Annotated in this window: 12 protein-coding genes; 11 read left to right on the top strand and 1 reads right to left on the bottom strand. The window is 71.2% G+C overall.

Going from position 1 to position 13,590, the window contains the following annotated elements; genetic code table 11:
* The first annotated feature begins 48 nt into the window (after nucleotides 1-48).
* The 8 genes from tkt (at nucleotide 49) to ACIPPM_RS03120 (ending at nucleotide 9,811) form a co-directional block, all read left to right on the top strand.
* Nucleotides 49-2,124 (top strand): transketolase, encoded by a 2,076-nt coding sequence (tkt, locus tag ACIPPM_RS03155; RefSeq protein ID WP_401442301.1) that lies wholly within the window; start codon nucleotides 49-51, stop codon nucleotides 2,122-2,124.
* 34 nt (nucleotides 2,125-2,158) lie between these two features.
* Nucleotides 2,159-3,301: a transaldolase gene (gene tal, locus ACIPPM_RS03150; RefSeq protein WP_401442300.1), complete on the top strand. Its 1,143-nt coding sequence runs from the start codon at nucleotides 2,159-2,161 to the stop codon at nucleotides 3,299-3,301.
* The gene (gene zwf, locus ACIPPM_RS03145) at nucleotides 3,301-4,983 is read left to right on the top strand and encodes a glucose-6-phosphate dehydrogenase (RefSeq protein WP_401442299.1); all 1,683 of its coding nucleotides are present in this window, start codon (nucleotides 3,301-3,303) and stop codon (nucleotides 4,981-4,983) included. The genes tal and zwf overlap by 1 nt, the downstream gene beginning before the upstream one ends.
* Nucleotides 4,980-5,903 carry a glucose-6-phosphate dehydrogenase assembly protein OpcA gene (gene opcA / locus ACIPPM_RS03140; RefSeq protein ID WP_393591836.1) on the top strand — a complete coding sequence of 308 codons (924 nt, stop codon included), beginning with the start codon at nucleotides 4,980-4,982 and terminating at the stop codon, nucleotides 5,901-5,903. The genes zwf and opcA overlap by 4 nt, the downstream gene beginning before the upstream one ends.
* Entirely contained in the window at nucleotides 5,903-7,558 is a 1,656-nt protein-coding gene (gene pgi / locus ACIPPM_RS03135; protein WP_401442298.1) for a glucose-6-phosphate isomerase, read from the top strand. The genes opcA and pgi overlap by 1 nt, the downstream gene beginning before the upstream one ends.
* 1 nt (nucleotide 7,559) lies before the next feature.
* The gene (gnd, locus tag ACIPPM_RS03130; protein ID WP_393591839.1) at nucleotides 7,560-8,438 is read left to right on the top strand and encodes a phosphogluconate dehydrogenase (NAD(+)-dependent, decarboxylating); all 879 of its coding nucleotides are present in this window, start codon (nucleotides 7,560-7,562) and stop codon (nucleotides 8,436-8,438) included.
* A gap of 6 nt (nucleotides 8,439-8,444) precedes the next feature.
* Nucleotides 8,445-9,038, top strand: a complete 594-nt coding sequence (locus ACIPPM_RS03125) for a histidine phosphatase family protein (RefSeq protein WP_401442297.1) — start codon at nucleotides 8,445-8,447, stop codon at nucleotides 9,036-9,038.
* A gap of 122 nt (nucleotides 9,039-9,160) precedes the next feature.
* Nucleotides 9,161-9,811 carry a TetR/AcrR family transcriptional regulator gene (locus ACIPPM_RS03120; protein WP_401442295.1) on the top strand — a complete coding sequence of 217 codons (651 nt, stop codon included), beginning with the start codon at nucleotides 9,161-9,163 and terminating at the stop codon, nucleotides 9,809-9,811.
* Nucleotides 9,812-9,847: 36 nt separating this feature from the next.
* On the opposite strand, the gene ACIPPM_RS03115 is transcribed toward ACIPPM_RS03120, so the two are convergent.
* Nucleotides 9,848-10,285, bottom strand: coding sequence for a PPOX class F420-dependent oxidoreductase (locus ACIPPM_RS03115; protein WP_401442294.1), 438 nt, complete (start codon nucleotides 10,283-10,285; stop codon nucleotides 9,848-9,850).
* Nucleotides 10,286-10,367: 82 nt separating this feature from the next.
* On the opposite strand from ACIPPM_RS03115, the gene ACIPPM_RS03110 reads away from it, so the two are divergent.
* From ACIPPM_RS03110 to ACIPPM_RS03100, 3 genes are read left to right on the top strand one after another with little or no spacing between them, the layout of a single operon-like run.
* Nucleotides 10,368-10,949, top strand: a complete 582-nt coding sequence (locus tag ACIPPM_RS03110) for a TetR/AcrR family transcriptional regulator (protein WP_401442293.1) — start codon at nucleotides 10,368-10,370, stop codon at nucleotides 10,947-10,949.
* Nucleotides 10,946-12,295: an MFS transporter gene (locus tag ACIPPM_RS03105; protein ID WP_401442292.1), complete on the top strand. Its 1,350-nt coding sequence runs from the start codon at nucleotides 10,946-10,948 to the stop codon at nucleotides 12,293-12,295. Before ACIPPM_RS03110 ends, ACIPPM_RS03105 begins: the two co-directional genes overlap by 4 nt.
* 52 nt (nucleotides 12,296-12,347) lie before the next feature.
* On the top strand, nucleotides 12,348-13,571 hold the full coding sequence (locus ACIPPM_RS03100) for a serine hydrolase domain-containing protein (protein ID WP_401442291.1): 1,224 nt from the start codon (nucleotides 12,348-12,350) through the stop codon (nucleotides 13,569-13,571).
* Nucleotides 13,572-13,590 lie beyond the last annotated feature (19 nt).

Here is a 13,590-nt window from a genome sequence, read left to right as displayed (position 1 = left end):
TGAACGCGTTTGATCGACATCCCCGCTTCTGAAGAGGACTTCTTGAAGATGAGCACGCAGACCCCCGAGAGCTTCGAGTGGACCGATCTCGACCGCCGCGCCGTCGACACGGCCCGGCTTCTCGCGGCCGACGCGGTGCAGAAGGTCGGCAACGGCCACCCCGGCACCGCGATGAGCCTCGCGCCTGCCGCGTACACGATCTTTCAGAAGGTGATGAAGCACGACCCGGCCGACCCGGAGTGGACCGGCCGTGACCGCTTCGTCCTCTCCCCCGGTCACACCTCGCTGACCCTCTACACCCAGCTCTTCCTGGCGGGCTACGAGCTGGAGCTGGACGACCTCAAGGCGTTCCGCACCCAGGGCTCGAAGACCCCCGGCCACCCCGAGTACGGCCACACGGCCGGTGTGGAGACCACCACCGGCCCGCTCGGCCAGGGTGCCGCCAACGCGGTGGGCATGGCGATGGCCGCCCGCTACGAGCGTGGCCTCTTCGACCCGGAGGCCCCCGAGGGCACCTCCCCCTTCGACCACACCATCTGGGCGATCGTCTCCGACGGCGACCTGGAGGAGGGTGTCTCCGCCGAGGCGTCCTCGCTCGCGGGCCACCAGAAGCTCGGCAACCTGGTCTTCCTCTACGACGACAACCACATCTCCATCGAGGGCGACACCGCGACCGCCCTGTCCGAGGACGTCCTGAAGCGGTACGAGGCGTACGGCTGGCACACCCAGCGCATCGAGCCCACCGCCGACGGCGACGTGGACGTCCCCGCGCTGCACGCCGCGCTGGAGGCCGCCAAGGCCGAGACCGGCCGCCCCTCCATCATCGCCATGCGCACGATCATCGCCTGGCCCGCGCCGACCGCGCAGAACACCGAGGCGTCCCACGGCTCCGCCCTGGGCGACGAGGAGATCGCGGCCACCAAGCGCGTCCTCGGCTTCGACCCGGAGCAGACCTTCGAGGTCTCCGACGAGGTCCTGCGCCACGCCCGCCGCGCCCTGGACCGGGGTGCCGAGGAGCACGCCGCCTGGGACAAGAAGATCGCCGAGTGGCGCACCGCCCAGCCCGAGCGCGCCGAGCTGTTCGACCGCGTCTCCAAGGGCGAGCTGCCCGAGGGCTGGCAGGACGCGCTCCCCACCTTCGAGGAGGGCAAGTCCGTCGCCACCCGCGCCGCGTCCGGCAAGATCCTCCAGGCGCTCGGCCCGGTGCTGCCGGAGCTGTGGGGCGGCTCGGCCGACCTCGCGGGCTCCAACAACACCACGATCGACAAGACCAGCTCCTTCCTCCCCGCGGGCAACCCGCTGCCCGAGGCGAACCCGTACGGCCGTACCGTCCACTTCGGTATCCGTGAGTTCTCCATGGGCGCGGAGATGAACGGCATCGCCCTGCACGGCAACACTCGCATCTACGGCGGCACCTTCCTGGTGTTCTCCGACTACATGCGCAACGCCGTCCGTATGGCGGCCCTGATGCAGCTGCCGGTCACCTACGTGTGGACCCACGACTCCATCGGCCTCGGCGAGGACGGCCCGACCCACCAGCCGGTCGAGCACCTGGCCTCGCTGCGCGCCATCCCGGGCCTGAACGTGGTCCGCCCGGCGGACGCCAACGAGACCGCCATCGCCTGGGCCGAGATCCTGAAGCGGCACTCCACCGACCCGGCCCCGCACGGCCTCGCCCTCACCCGTCAGGGCGTACCGACGTACGCTCCGAACGAGGACGCGGCCAAGGGCGGCTACGTCCTCGCCGACTCCTCGACCGAGGTCCCGGAGGTGATCATCATGGCGACCGGTTCCGAGGTCCAGCTCGCCATGGCCGCCCGGGACGCCCTGGAGGCCGAGGGCACCGGTACCCGCGTGGTGTCCGTGCCGTGTGTCGAGTGGTTCGACCAGCAGTCCGCCGCCTACCGCGAGAGCGTGCTGCCCGCCGCCGTGAAGGCGCGCGTCGCCGTCGAGGCGGGCATCGGTCTGACCTGGTACCGCTATGTGGGTGACGCGGGCCGCATCGTCTCCCTGGAGCACTTCGGCGCCTCCGCCGACGCGAACACCCTGTTCGCCGAGTACGGCTTCACCCCCGAGAACGTCGCCGCCGCCGCCCGCGCCTCGCTGGCCGCCGCGCGCGCCTGATCCTCCGCGACACAGAATTACGCGACGAAGAAAGATGAGCACTGTGACCGAAGCAATCAGCACCCCCAAGGCCCTCACGCGTCTCGCCGACGAGGGCGTGTCGGTGTGGCTGGACGACCTGTCGCGCAAGCGGATCACCTCGGGCAGCCTGGCCGCCCTCGTGACGGACGGCGGCGTCGTCGGCGTCACCACCAACCCGTCGATCTTCCAGGCCGCCATCGGCTCCGGTGAGGGGTACGAGGAGCAGCTCACCGACCTCGCGGTGCGCGGTGTCACGGTCGACGAGGCCGTGCGGATGATGACGACCGCCGACGTGCGCGACGCCGCCGACGTGCTGCGCGGTGTGTACGACGCCACGGACGGCCGGGACGGCCGGGTCTCCATCGAGGTCGACCCCCGTCTGGCGCACGACACCGTCGCCACGGTCGCCGAGGCCAAGCAGCTGTTCTGGCTGGTCGACCGCCCCAACGTGATGATCAAGATCCCGGCCACCGAGGCGGGCCTCCCGGCCATCACCGAGGTCATCGGCCTGGGCATCAGCGTCAACGTGACCCTGATCTTCTCCCTGGAGCGCTACCGCGCCGTCATGGACGCCTACCTGGCGGGCCTGGAGAAGGCCAAGGAGCGCGGCCTGGACCTGTCCCAGATCCACTCGGTGGCGTCCTTCTTCGTGTCCCGCGTGGACTCCGAGATCGACAAGCGCCTGACCGCGATCGGCACCGACGAGGCCCTCGGCCTGAAGGGCCGCGCCGCCCTCGCCAACGCCCGTCTGGCCTACGAGGCGTACGAGGATGTGTTCTCCTCCGCCCGCTGGCAGGCGCTCGCCACCGCCGACGCCAACAAGCAGCGCCCGCTGTGGGCCTCCACCGGTGTGAAGGACCCGGCGTACAAGGACACCCTGTACGTGGACGAGCTGGTCGCCCCCGGCACCGTCAACACGATGCCCGAGGGCACGCTGAAGGCCACCGCCGACCACGGTGACATCACCGGTGACACGGTGACCGGCCGCTACGAGCAGGCCCGTGCCGACCTCGCCGCCGTGGAGAAGCTGGGCATCTCCTACGACGAGGTCGTCCAGCAGCTCGAGGACGAGGCCGTCGCCAAGTTCGAGGCGGCCTGGCTGGAGCTGCTGGGCGCCGTGACCGAGTCCCTGAAGAGCAAGGGAGTGGACGCGTAATGACGAGCAAGTCAGCGCCGGCGAAGGCGGACGCCGCCGAGGCGGAGCCGGAGGCGGCTCCCGCCGAGGCCGAGCCCAAGGCGCGGAAGACCCGGACCAAGGCGAAGCCCGCCGCGGTCCGCGAGGCCGAGGACATCCAGGTCCCGGTCACGCCCACCGCCGACTGGGACAACCCGCTGCGCGACCCCCAGGACCGCCGGCTGCCCCGGATCGCGGGCCCGTCCGGCCTGGTCATCTTCGGTGTCACCGGCGACCTGTCCCGCAAGAAGCTGATGCCGGCCGTCTACGACCTGGCCAACCGCGGTCTGCTGCCGCCGGGCTTCTCCCTGGTGGGCTTCGCCCGCCGCGACTGGGAGGACCAGGACTTCGCGCAGGTCGTCCACGACGCGGTGAAGGAGCACGCGCGGACGCCGTTCCGCGAGGAGGTCTGGCAGCAGCTCGCCGAGGGCATGCGCTTCATCCCCGGCGACTTCGACGACGACACCGCCTTCGACCAGCTCAAGCAGGCCGTCGACGAGCTGGACGCCTCCCGCGGCACCGGCGGCAACTTCGCGTACTACCTCTCGGTGCCGCCGAAGTTCTTCCCGAAGGTCGTCCGGCAGCTCAAGAAGCACGGTCTGGCGGACGCCCCCGAGGGCTCCTGGCGCCGCGCGGTCATCGAGAAGCCGTTCGGTCACGACCTGGAGAGCGCGCACGAGCTGAACAAGGTCGTGCACGAGGTGTTCGAGCCGGACCAGGTGTTCCGGATCGACCACTACCTGGGCAAGGAGACCGTCCAGAACATCATGGCGCTGCGGTTCGCCAACCAGATGTACGAGCCCATCTGGAACCGCTCCTACGTGGACCACGTGCAGATCACGATGGCCGAGGACATCGGCATCGGCGGCCGCGCGGGCTACTACGACGGCATCGGCGCCGCCCGTGACGTGATCCAGAACCACCTGCTCCAGCTCATGGCGCTCACCGCCATGGAGGAGCCGATCGCGTTCGACGCGGACTCGCTGCTCACCGAGAAGCTGAAGGTCCTGAAGTCGGTCCGCCTCCCGGACGAGCTGGGCGAGCACACCGTGCGCGGCCAGTACGCCACCGGCTGGCAGGGCGGCGAGAAGGTCGTCGGCTACCTCGACGAGGACGGCATCGACCCCAAGTCGAAGACCGACACCTACGCGGCCATCAAGCTGGAGGTCGACAACCGCCGCTGGGCGGGCGTGCCGTTCTACCTGCGCACCGGCAAGCGGCTGGGCCGTCGCGTCACCGAGATCGCGGTCGTGTTCAAGCGCGCCCCGCACTCGCCGTTCGACTCCACCGCCACGGAGGAGCTGGGCCAGAACGCGATCGTCATCCGGGTCCAGCCGGACGAGGGCATGACCGTCCGCTTCGGCTCCAAGGTGCCCGGCACCTCCATGGAGATCCGGGACGTGTCGATGGACTTCGCGTACGGCGAGTCCTTCACCGAGTCCAGCCCCGAGGCGTACGAACGGCTCATCCTCGATGTGCTGCTCGGCGACGCCAACCTGTTCCCGCGCACCCAGGAAGTGGAAGAGTCCTGGAAGATCCTCGACCCGATCGAGCGCTACTGGAACGAGCACGGCACTCCGGCGCAGTACGCGTCCGGAAGCTGGGGACCCGAGGAAGCGGACGAGATGCTCGCACGAGACGGACGGAGCTGGCGCAGGCCATGAAGATCGACCTGACCGACACCACGGCAAGCAAGATCAACAAGGCGTTGGTGGAGGGCCGCCGCGCCATCGGCACCCCGGCCGTGGGCATGGTCCTGACGATGGTCATCGTCACGGACGAGGAAAATGCCTACGACGCCATCAAGGCCGCCGAGGAAGCCTCGCACGAGCACCCCTCGCGCACCCTGGTCGTCATCAAGCGCCACGCCCGCATGCGGGACCGCACCACCTCCCGGCTCGACGCCGAGGTCCGGGTCGGCTCCGAGGCGGGCGCCGGTGAGACGGTCGTGCTGCGCACCTACGGCGAGGTGTCCGACCACGCGGGTTCCGTGGTGCTGCCGCTGCTGCTGCCCGACGCCCCCGTGGTCGTCTGGTGGCCGGTGGACGCCCCGGAGGCGCCCGCGAAGGACTCCCTCGGCGCGCTCGCCCAGCGCCGGATCACCGACCTGTACGCGGTCGACAACCCGCTTCAGGTGCTGGACGCCCGCGCCCGCACCTACGCCCCGGGTGACACCGACCTCGCCTGGACCCGGCTCACCCCGTGGCGCTCGATGCTCGCGGCCGCGCTGGACCAGGCCCGGGTGAAGGTGACCTCGGCCGCGGTGGAGGCGGAGGCGGACAACCCCAGCGCCGAGCTGCTCGCGCGCTGGCTGGAGGCCCGGCTGCACGTCAAGGTGGACCGTGTGGTCTCCGACGGCCCGGTGGTCACCGCCGTGCGGCTCGGCACCGAGAACGGCGAGATCGTCATCGACCGCCCGGAGGGCCCCCTCGCCACGCTGACCCTGCCGGGCCAGCCGCCGCGCACCCTGGCCCTGAAGGTCCGCCCGACCTCGGAGCTGATCGCCGAGGAGCTGCGCCGCCTCGACGCGGACGAGATGTACGCCGTCGCCCTCACCGGCGAGGCACTCAAGGAGAACGCCTGATGTCCGACGTATCGTCAGACACCCCCAAGCTCACCCGGCGCCCCGAGTGGACGGCCCTCGCCGACCACCGCGCCGGCGGTCAGCCGCAGCTGCGCGAGCTGTTCGCCGCCGACCCCGGCCGGGCCGAGCGCTACGTCGTCCAGGTGGGCGACCTGCACATCGACTACAGCAAGCACCAGGTCTCCGACGAGACCCTGGCCCTGCTCCAGGAACTGGCCGTCGCCACCGATGTGTTCGGGCAGCGGGACGCGATGTTCCGGGGTGACCGGATCAACACGACCGAGGACCGGGCGGTGCTGCACACCGCGCTGCGCGCGCCTCGGGGCGCGGTGGTCGAGGTCGACGGCGAGAATGTCGTCCCGGCCGTGCACGCGGTGCTGGACAAGATGACGGGCTTCGCCGACCGGGTCCGCTCGGGCGAGTGGACGGGCCACACCGGCAAGCGCATCCGGAACATCGTCAACATCGGCATCGGCGGCTCCGACCTGGGTCCGGCGATGGCGTTCGAGGCGCTGCGCCCGTTCACCGACCGCGACCTCACGGTCCGGTTCGTGTCGAACGTGGACGGCGCCGACCTCCACGAGGCCGTGCGGGATCTGGACCCGGCGGAGACGTTGTTCATCGTGGCGTCGAAGACGTTCATCACGATCGAGACGATCACCAACGCGACGTCGGCCCGTACCTGGCTGCTGGACGCGCTCGGTGACGACAAGGCCGTGGCGAAGCACTTCGTGGCGCTGTCGACGAACGCGGAGAAGGTCACCGGGTTCGGTATCGACGCGGACAACATGTTCGAGTTCTGGGACTGGGTCGGCGGCCGGTACTCCTTCGACTCCGCGATCGGCCTGTCGCTGATGATCGCGATCGGTCCGGAGCGGTTCGGTGAGCTGCTGGACGGTTTCCACACCGTGGACGAGCATTTCCGTACCGCTCCGGCGGAGGAGAACGCGCCGCTGCTGCTGGGCCTGTTGGGGATCTGGTACGGGAACTTCTTCGACGCGCAGTCGCATGCGGTGCTGCCGTACAGCCACTACCTGTCGAAGTTCACCGCCTATCTGCAGCAGCTGGACATGGAGTCCAACGGCAAGTCCGTGCAGAAGGACGGCAGCCCGGTGGAGTGGCAGACGGGTCCGGTGGTGTGGGGTACGCCCGGTACCAACGGGCAGCATGCCTACTACCAGTTGATCCATCAGGGCACGAAGCTGATCCCGGCGGACTTCATCGGCTTCGCGCGTCCGGTGGACGAGCTGAGTGACGAACTCAAGGCGCAGCACGACCTGTTGATGGCCAACTTCTTCGCCCAGACCCAGGCCCTCGCCTTCGGCAAGACCGAGGAAGAGGTCCGCGAGGAAGGCGTCGCCGAAGCGCAGGTGGCCCACCGCACCTTCCGCGGCAACCACCCCACCACCACGATCCTGGCCCGCGAGCTCACCCCCTCCGTGCTCGGCCAGCTCATCGCCCTCTACGAGCACAAGGTGTTCGTGCAGGGCGCGGTCTGGAACATCGACTCCTTCGACCAGTGGGGCGTCGAGCTGGGCAAGGTCCTCGCCAAGCGCATCGAACCCGCCCTCACCGAGGGCGCGGACGTCCCCGGCCTCGACCCCTCCACCACGGCCCTCGTCGCCGCCTACCGCTCCCTCAAGGAAGTGAACTGACATGCAGCTCGGACTCATCGGCCTCGGCAAGATGGGCGGCAACATGCGCGAGCGCATCCGCCGCGCGGGCCACCAGGTCATCGGCTACGACCGCAACCCGGAACTGACCGACGCCAAGGACCTCGCCGAACTGGTCGAGAAGCTCGACGCGCCGCGCACCATCTGGGTCATGGTCCCGGCCGGCACCGCCACCCAGGTCGTCATCGACGAGCTGAAGGACCTGCTCTCCCCCGGCGACGTCGTCGTGGACGGCGGCAACTCCCGCTGGACGGACGACGAGAAGCACGCCGCCGAACTGGCCATCAAGGGCATCGGCTTCGTGGACGCGGGCGTCTCCGGCGGCGTCTGGGGCCTGGAGAACGGCTACGCCCTGATGGTCGGCGGCGACAAGGAGAACGTCGACCGCCTCCAGCCCATCTTCGACGCCCTCAAGCCCGACGGGCCGTACGGGTACGTCCACGCGGGCCGCGTCGGCGCCGGGCACTTCTCCAAGATGGTCCACAACGGCATCGAGTACGCCATGATGCAGGCGTACGCCGAGGGCTGGGAGCTGCTGGAGAAGGCGAACTCCGTGGACAACGTCCGGGAGATCTTCCGCTCCTGGCAGGAGGGCACGGTCATCCGTTCCTGGCTGCTCGACCTCGCGGTCAACGCGCTGGACGACGACGAGCACCTGGACGAGCTGCGCGGCTACGCCGAGGACTCCGGCGAGGGCCGGTGGACCGTCGAGGCGGCCATCGACAACTCGGTGCCGCTCCCGGCCATCACCGCCTCGCTCTTCGCGCGGTTCGCGTCCCGTCAGGACGACTCGCCGCAGATGAAGATGATCGCCGCGCTGCGCAACCAGTTCGGCGGCCACGCGGTCGAGAAGAAGGGCTGACCCGCCGTGGGGGACCTCCTGCTGGTCCGCCACGGCGAGACGGAGTGGAGCAGGTCGGGCCAGCACACGAGCTGGACCGACCTGCCCCTCACCGAGCACGGTGAGGAGCAGGCGAGTTCGCTCGCCCCGCTCCTCGCCGACCGGGACTTCGCACTCACCCTGACGAGCCCCCTCGGCCGGGCCCGGCGCACCGCCGAACTGGCGGGCGTCACCGGCACCGAGACCGAGCCCGACCTGCGCGAGTGGGACTACGGCGGCTACGAGGGCATCACCACCGTCGACATCCACCGCACCCGGCCCGACTGGGACCTGTGGACCGACGGGGCGGTGCCCGGCCCCGAGGGGCATCCGGGTGAGTCGCCCGAGCAGATCGGGGCGCGGGTCGACCGGGTGCTGGCCCGCGTGGAGAAGGCGCTCGACGCGGACAACGGCGATGTGCTGCTCGTCGCGCACGGCCACGTACTGCGGGTGCTGACGGCCCGCAGGCTGGGCCTGCCGCCCAGCGAGGGACGGCTGTTCCAGCTGGCCACCGGCACGGTCAGCCGCCTGTCCACCGAGCACGGGCGCCCCGTGATCGCGGAGTGGAACCGGCAGCCCTGAGCGGCGGGACGGCCCGGAGTGACCTACTGGTCGCTCCGGGCCGTCTCCATGTCCGGCGGGCGGGGCTTCTACAATCGCCGACAGACCGGTAACCAGCCCCGCCGACAGCCGGAAGGAACGCGATGACCACTGTCGACGAACCGGCGTACCCTGAGCGGCGGTTACCGGACGCCGCCCGCACCCGGTCCGACATCCTCGACGCGGCCACCCGCGAGTTCGCCCGCGCCGGGTACGACGGCGCCCGCGTGGAGGAGATAGCGGCCCGCACCCGCACCACCAAGCGGATGATCTACTACTACTTCGGCGGCAAGAAGCAGCTGTTCGCGGCCGTGCTGGAGCGGGCGTACGGCGCGCTGCACGAGGTGGAGGAGCTGCTGGAGGTCGAGCACCTGGACCCGGTCGCCGCCGTCCGGCACCTGGCCGAGGTCACCTTCGACCACCACGAGCGGCACCCGGACCTGGTCCGTCTGGTCGGCATCGAGAACATCCACGGCGGCGAACACCTGGCCGCCGCCCGCCGGTTCGGCCGCATCGACTCCCCCGGCCTCGGCGCACTCCGCCGGGTGCTGGACGCCGGGCGGGAGTCCGGAGTCTTCACCGCCGATGTGGACGCGGTCGACCTGCACGCGATGATCAGTGCCTTCTGCTTCTACCGGGTCGCCGGACGCCACACCTTCGGCGCCCTCTTCGACCGCGACCTGGCCGCCCCGGCCCGCCGCGAGCACTACCGCGCGATGCTGGCCGACATGGTGCTGGCGTACCTGACCCGCTAGCCCTGCCGGCACCCCGTAGCTCGCGTACGTCCCCCTCTAATGTTGCGGCACCCCATAGGCGCGGTCCACATGGAGCCGGACCACAAGGCGCTTGTCGCGGACCATGGCCGCGCGGTAGTCGTCCCAGTCGTCGTGCTCGCCCAGCACCTCGCGGTAGAGCCGCACCAGCTCCTCCACCGTCTCGTCGTACGGGTCGGCGGCGACCGGACTCAGCTCGGCCGTGCCCTCGGCGACCGTGTACGCCCAGCGGTCGGCGCTGGTGACGTAGTAGGAGGCGCGGGGGTCCCGGCGCAGGTTGCGGGTCTTGGCGCGGTCGTCGGTGACGGAGATCCGGACGATCCGCTCGGCCGGGTCGTAGGCATGGCTGACGTTGGACAGCTGGGGGCGGCCGTCGCGCTTGAGCGTGACCAGCACCCCGCCGTGCCCCTCGGCGAGCAGCGCCAGCAATGCGTCCTGCGTCGTGTCCTGAGTCATATCCACGTCAACCCGACCGGGCTCGGTCGGCATTCCCGTAGTGCTGTAGACAGTGTCTACGCACGAGTGGTAGACACTGTCTATGAACGCATCCGACGCCGGTCTCCGGGACCGCCTGGTGGACGCCGGAGTGGCGCTGGTGGCCGCCGAGGGCGCCCAGGCGCTCACGCTGCGCGAGATCGCCCGCCGCGCGGGCGTCTCCCACGGAGCGCCGCGCCGCTATTTCCCCACCCACCTGGAGCTGCTCTCCGCCATCGCCCGGCGCGGCTTCACCGACCTGGGCGCCCGGGCGCGGGCGAGCCTGGCCGCGGCGGACGAGGGCCCGCGCGATCAGGTGGCCGCGCTGGCGCGCACCTATCTGCGGTTCGCGCTGGGGAACCCCGGCATGTACGAGCTGATGTTCCGTCACGATGTGCTGGAGAGCGGCCATCTGGGGCTGCGGGACACCAGCCTGCCGCTCTTCGGGCTGCTCGTGGAGCGGGTCGGCCGGGCCCGTCCGGACCTCGACGCGCGCCGGGTGACGGGCGCCCTGTGGGCCAACCTCCACGGGCTGGCCCAGCTCTGGCGCTGGGGAAGCCTGCAACTGGCGACCGGGGAAGAGGACTTCGGCCCGCTGCTGGATGCGTGCCTCACCGCGCACCTCGGGCCGGAGGACCGCTCGTGAACCGTCGGCTCGTCCTGGCGTCCAGTGTGGCCGGTGCGGTGCTGGTCGCGCTGGACGGCACGGTCCTCACGGTGGCCCAGCCGTCGCTGCAGCGCTCACTGGGTGCCTCGTTCGCCGAGGTGCAGTGGACGAGCACCGCCTATCTCGTCGCCGTGGCCAGCCTGTTGGTGTTCGCGGGCAGGCTCGGGGACCGGTACGGGCACCGGCGGATGTTCGCCGTCGGGATGCTCGGCTTCGGTGCGGCGTCGGCGGGCATCGCGCTCGCGCCGGACATCGGCTGGGTGATCGGACTCCGGGTCGCGCAGGGAGTGTGCGGGGCGCTGCTCCAGCCCGCCACGCTGGGCATGCTGCGGCTGGCGTACCCGCCGGACCGGCTCGCGATGCCGCTCGCGGTGCGGACCAGCGCGATCGGGCTGGCGGCGGCCGCGGGCCCGGTGCTCGGCGGGGCGCTGGTGAGCGGGCCGGGCTGGCGGGCGGTGTTCCTGCTCGGGGTGGTCCCGGCGCTGCTCTTCGGTGCGGCCGCGCTGGCGGGCGGAGCGCGCGCGAAGGGTGCCGCCGGGCCCGCGCTGGACCTGCCCGGCGCGCTGCTGCTCGCGCTGACGCTGGCGTGCCTGGTGTACGGCCTGGTCGCCTCCGGTGCGGTCAGGGTGGCGGGGCCGGCCGTGGCCGTACTGGCGGGCGTCGCCTTCGTACGGCGCGAGCGGCGCGCGGCGGACCCGCTGCTGCCGCCCGGTGTGATCGGCTCGCCGCCGGTCGCCGCCGCGCTGGGTGTGCTGGTCGCCGTGTCGGCCGCGTTGTTCGGCACCCTCTTCGTCGAAACGTACGTATTGCAGCGGGACTTGGGGCTCGATCCGTTCCAGAGCGCGCTGCGGAGTGTGCCGTTGGCGGTGCTGATGGTGGCCTCGGCGCCCTGGTGTCCGGTGCTGCTGCGCCGGGTGGGCGCGCGGTGGACGGTGGGGGCGGCCACGGCGCTGCTCGCGCTGGGCGGGCTGGTGCTCTCGCATGCCACCGGCACGGTCGCCCTGGGCTGCGGGTTCGCGCTGCTGGGGGCCGGGTTCGGCACCGTGATGGTGGCGGCCACCCATGTCGTCGTACGGCAGGCCGAGGTGACGGCGGCCGGGGTGGCGGGCGGTCTGCAGCAGACGGCGCTGAACGTCGGCCCGGTCCTGGGGGTCGCGGCCGCCACGGCGCTGATGGGCGTGGGCCCGCGTACCGCGCTGCTCGTGCTCGCCGCCGTCGCGGTCCTGGCGGTGCCGCTCGCCCGGCTGCTGCCCGGACGCGGAGTCGTGTCGCTCACAAGATCGGCGGAGGACGGGGTACGTGACGGTGATCATGCGCCACGATGAGCGATGAGGCCGACCCGGCGGCACCTGGGTACGGCATGACCCGAGGAGAGCCATGGCACAGCTGCGACAGGAAGTCGCCCCGCAGGACGTGGGGCTGGACGCGAAGGCGCTGGACCGCCTGGACGAGCACCTCACCGGGCTCGTGGACGAGGGCCGACTGCCCGGCTTCCTGGTGTCGGTGGCCCGTGGCGGCCGGGTGGCCCATCTGACGACCCACGGCCACCGCGACCTCGCGGCCGGGCTGCCGGTGGAGACCGACACCCTGTGGCGGATCTACTCCATGACCAAGCCGGTGACGGCGGTCGCGGTGCTGATGCTGGTCGAGGAGGGCCTGCTCGCCCTGGACGACCCGATCGACCACTACCTGCCCGAGTTCGCCAACCCTCGCGTGTACGTGGAGGGTTCGGGGGACGACGTACACACCCGCCCGGCCGCCGGGCCGATCCGCGTCCGGCATCTGCTCACCCACACGGCGGGCCTGACCTTCGCCTTCTACCACGACCATCCGGTGGACGCCCTGTACCGCGCGGCCGGGCTGGAGTCGTCCGTGCCCTCCGGGGCGGACCTCGCCGAGACCATCGCGGTGTACGCGTCCCTGCCCCTCCAGTTCGAGCCGGGCACCCAGTGGAACTACTCGGTCGCCACCAATGTGCTGGGCCGCCTCATCGAGGTGGTCTCGGGCCGCCCGCTGGACGCGTTCTTCGCCGAGCGCGTCCTCGGCCCGCTCGGCATGACGGACACCGGCTTCCACCTCACTCCCGAACAGGAGCCCCGGCTGGCCGAGTTGTACGGCGAGACCGAGGACGGCGGCATCACCCCGGTGGCGGGGCTGCCGGTGCGTGGGCGGCCCCGGTTCCTGTCGGGGAGCGGCGGACTGGTGTCCAGCGCGGGCGACTACCACCGGTTCATGGAACTGCTGCGCCGGGGCGGCGCACTCGACGGCGTCCGGCTGCTCTCCCCCGCCACGCTCGCCCTGATGACCCGCAACCAGCTCCCGGACGACGCCGTCCTGCGCGAGTTCGGCGCCCCCGCCCACCAGGAACGGGCCAATGACGGGCTCGGCTTCGGCTTCAACGTCTCCGTCGTCACCGACCCCACCCGCACCCTCGCCCCCTCCGCGCCGGGCACCTTCGGCTGGACCGGGGTGGCGACCACCGCCTTCTGGGTGGCCCCGGCACTGGACCTCACGGTGCAGTTCATGACCCAGGTACGCCCGCGCACCCTGAAGATCTTCCCCGACCTGCGCCGTCTGGTGCACGAGGCGGTCATTCACTGAACCCCGCCCGCACTGGCTG

It is taken from the genome of Streptomyces sp. NPDC090119 (genome assembly GCF_044747085.1).
Classification (GTDB): domain Bacteria; phylum Actinomycetota; class Actinomycetes; order Streptomycetales; family Streptomycetaceae; genus Streptomyces.
The sequence above is the reverse complement of the archived record's forward strand: the minus strand, read 5'-3'. Positions and strand labels throughout refer to the sequence as shown.

Coding starts and splice junctions, on each gene's coding strand:
- tkt (WP_401442301.1), top strand. CDS start 49: ATGAGCACGCAGACCCCCGAGAGCTTCGAGTGGACCGATCTCGACCGC.
- tal (WP_401442300.1), top strand. CDS start 2,159: ATGAGCACTGTGACCGAAGCAATCAGCACCCCCAAGGCCCTCACGCGT.
- zwf (WP_401442299.1), top strand. CDS start 3,301: ATGACGAGCAAGTCAGCGCCGGCGAAGGCGGACGCCGCCGAGGCGGAG.
- opcA (WP_393591836.1), top strand. CDS start 4,980: ATGAAGATCGACCTGACCGACACCACGGCAAGCAAGATCAACAAGGCG.
- pgi (WP_401442298.1), top strand. CDS start 5,903: ATGTCCGACGTATCGTCAGACACCCCCAAGCTCACCCGGCGCCCCGAG.
- gnd (WP_393591839.1), top strand. CDS start 7,560: ATGCAGCTCGGACTCATCGGCCTCGGCAAGATGGGCGGCAACATGCGC.
- ACIPPM_RS03120 (WP_401442295.1), top strand. CDS start 9,161: ATGACCACTGTCGACGAACCGGCGTACCCTGAGCGGCGGTTACCGGAC.
- ACIPPM_RS03115 (WP_401442294.1), bottom strand. CDS start 10,285: ATGACTCAGGACACGACGCAGGACGCATTGCTGGCGCTGCTCGCCGAG.
- ACIPPM_RS03110 (WP_401442293.1), top strand. CDS start 10,368: ATGAACGCATCCGACGCCGGTCTCCGGGACCGCCTGGTGGACGCCGGA.
- ACIPPM_RS03100 (WP_401442291.1), top strand. CDS start 12,348: ATGGCACAGCTGCGACAGGAAGTCGCCCCGCAGGACGTGGGGCTGGAC.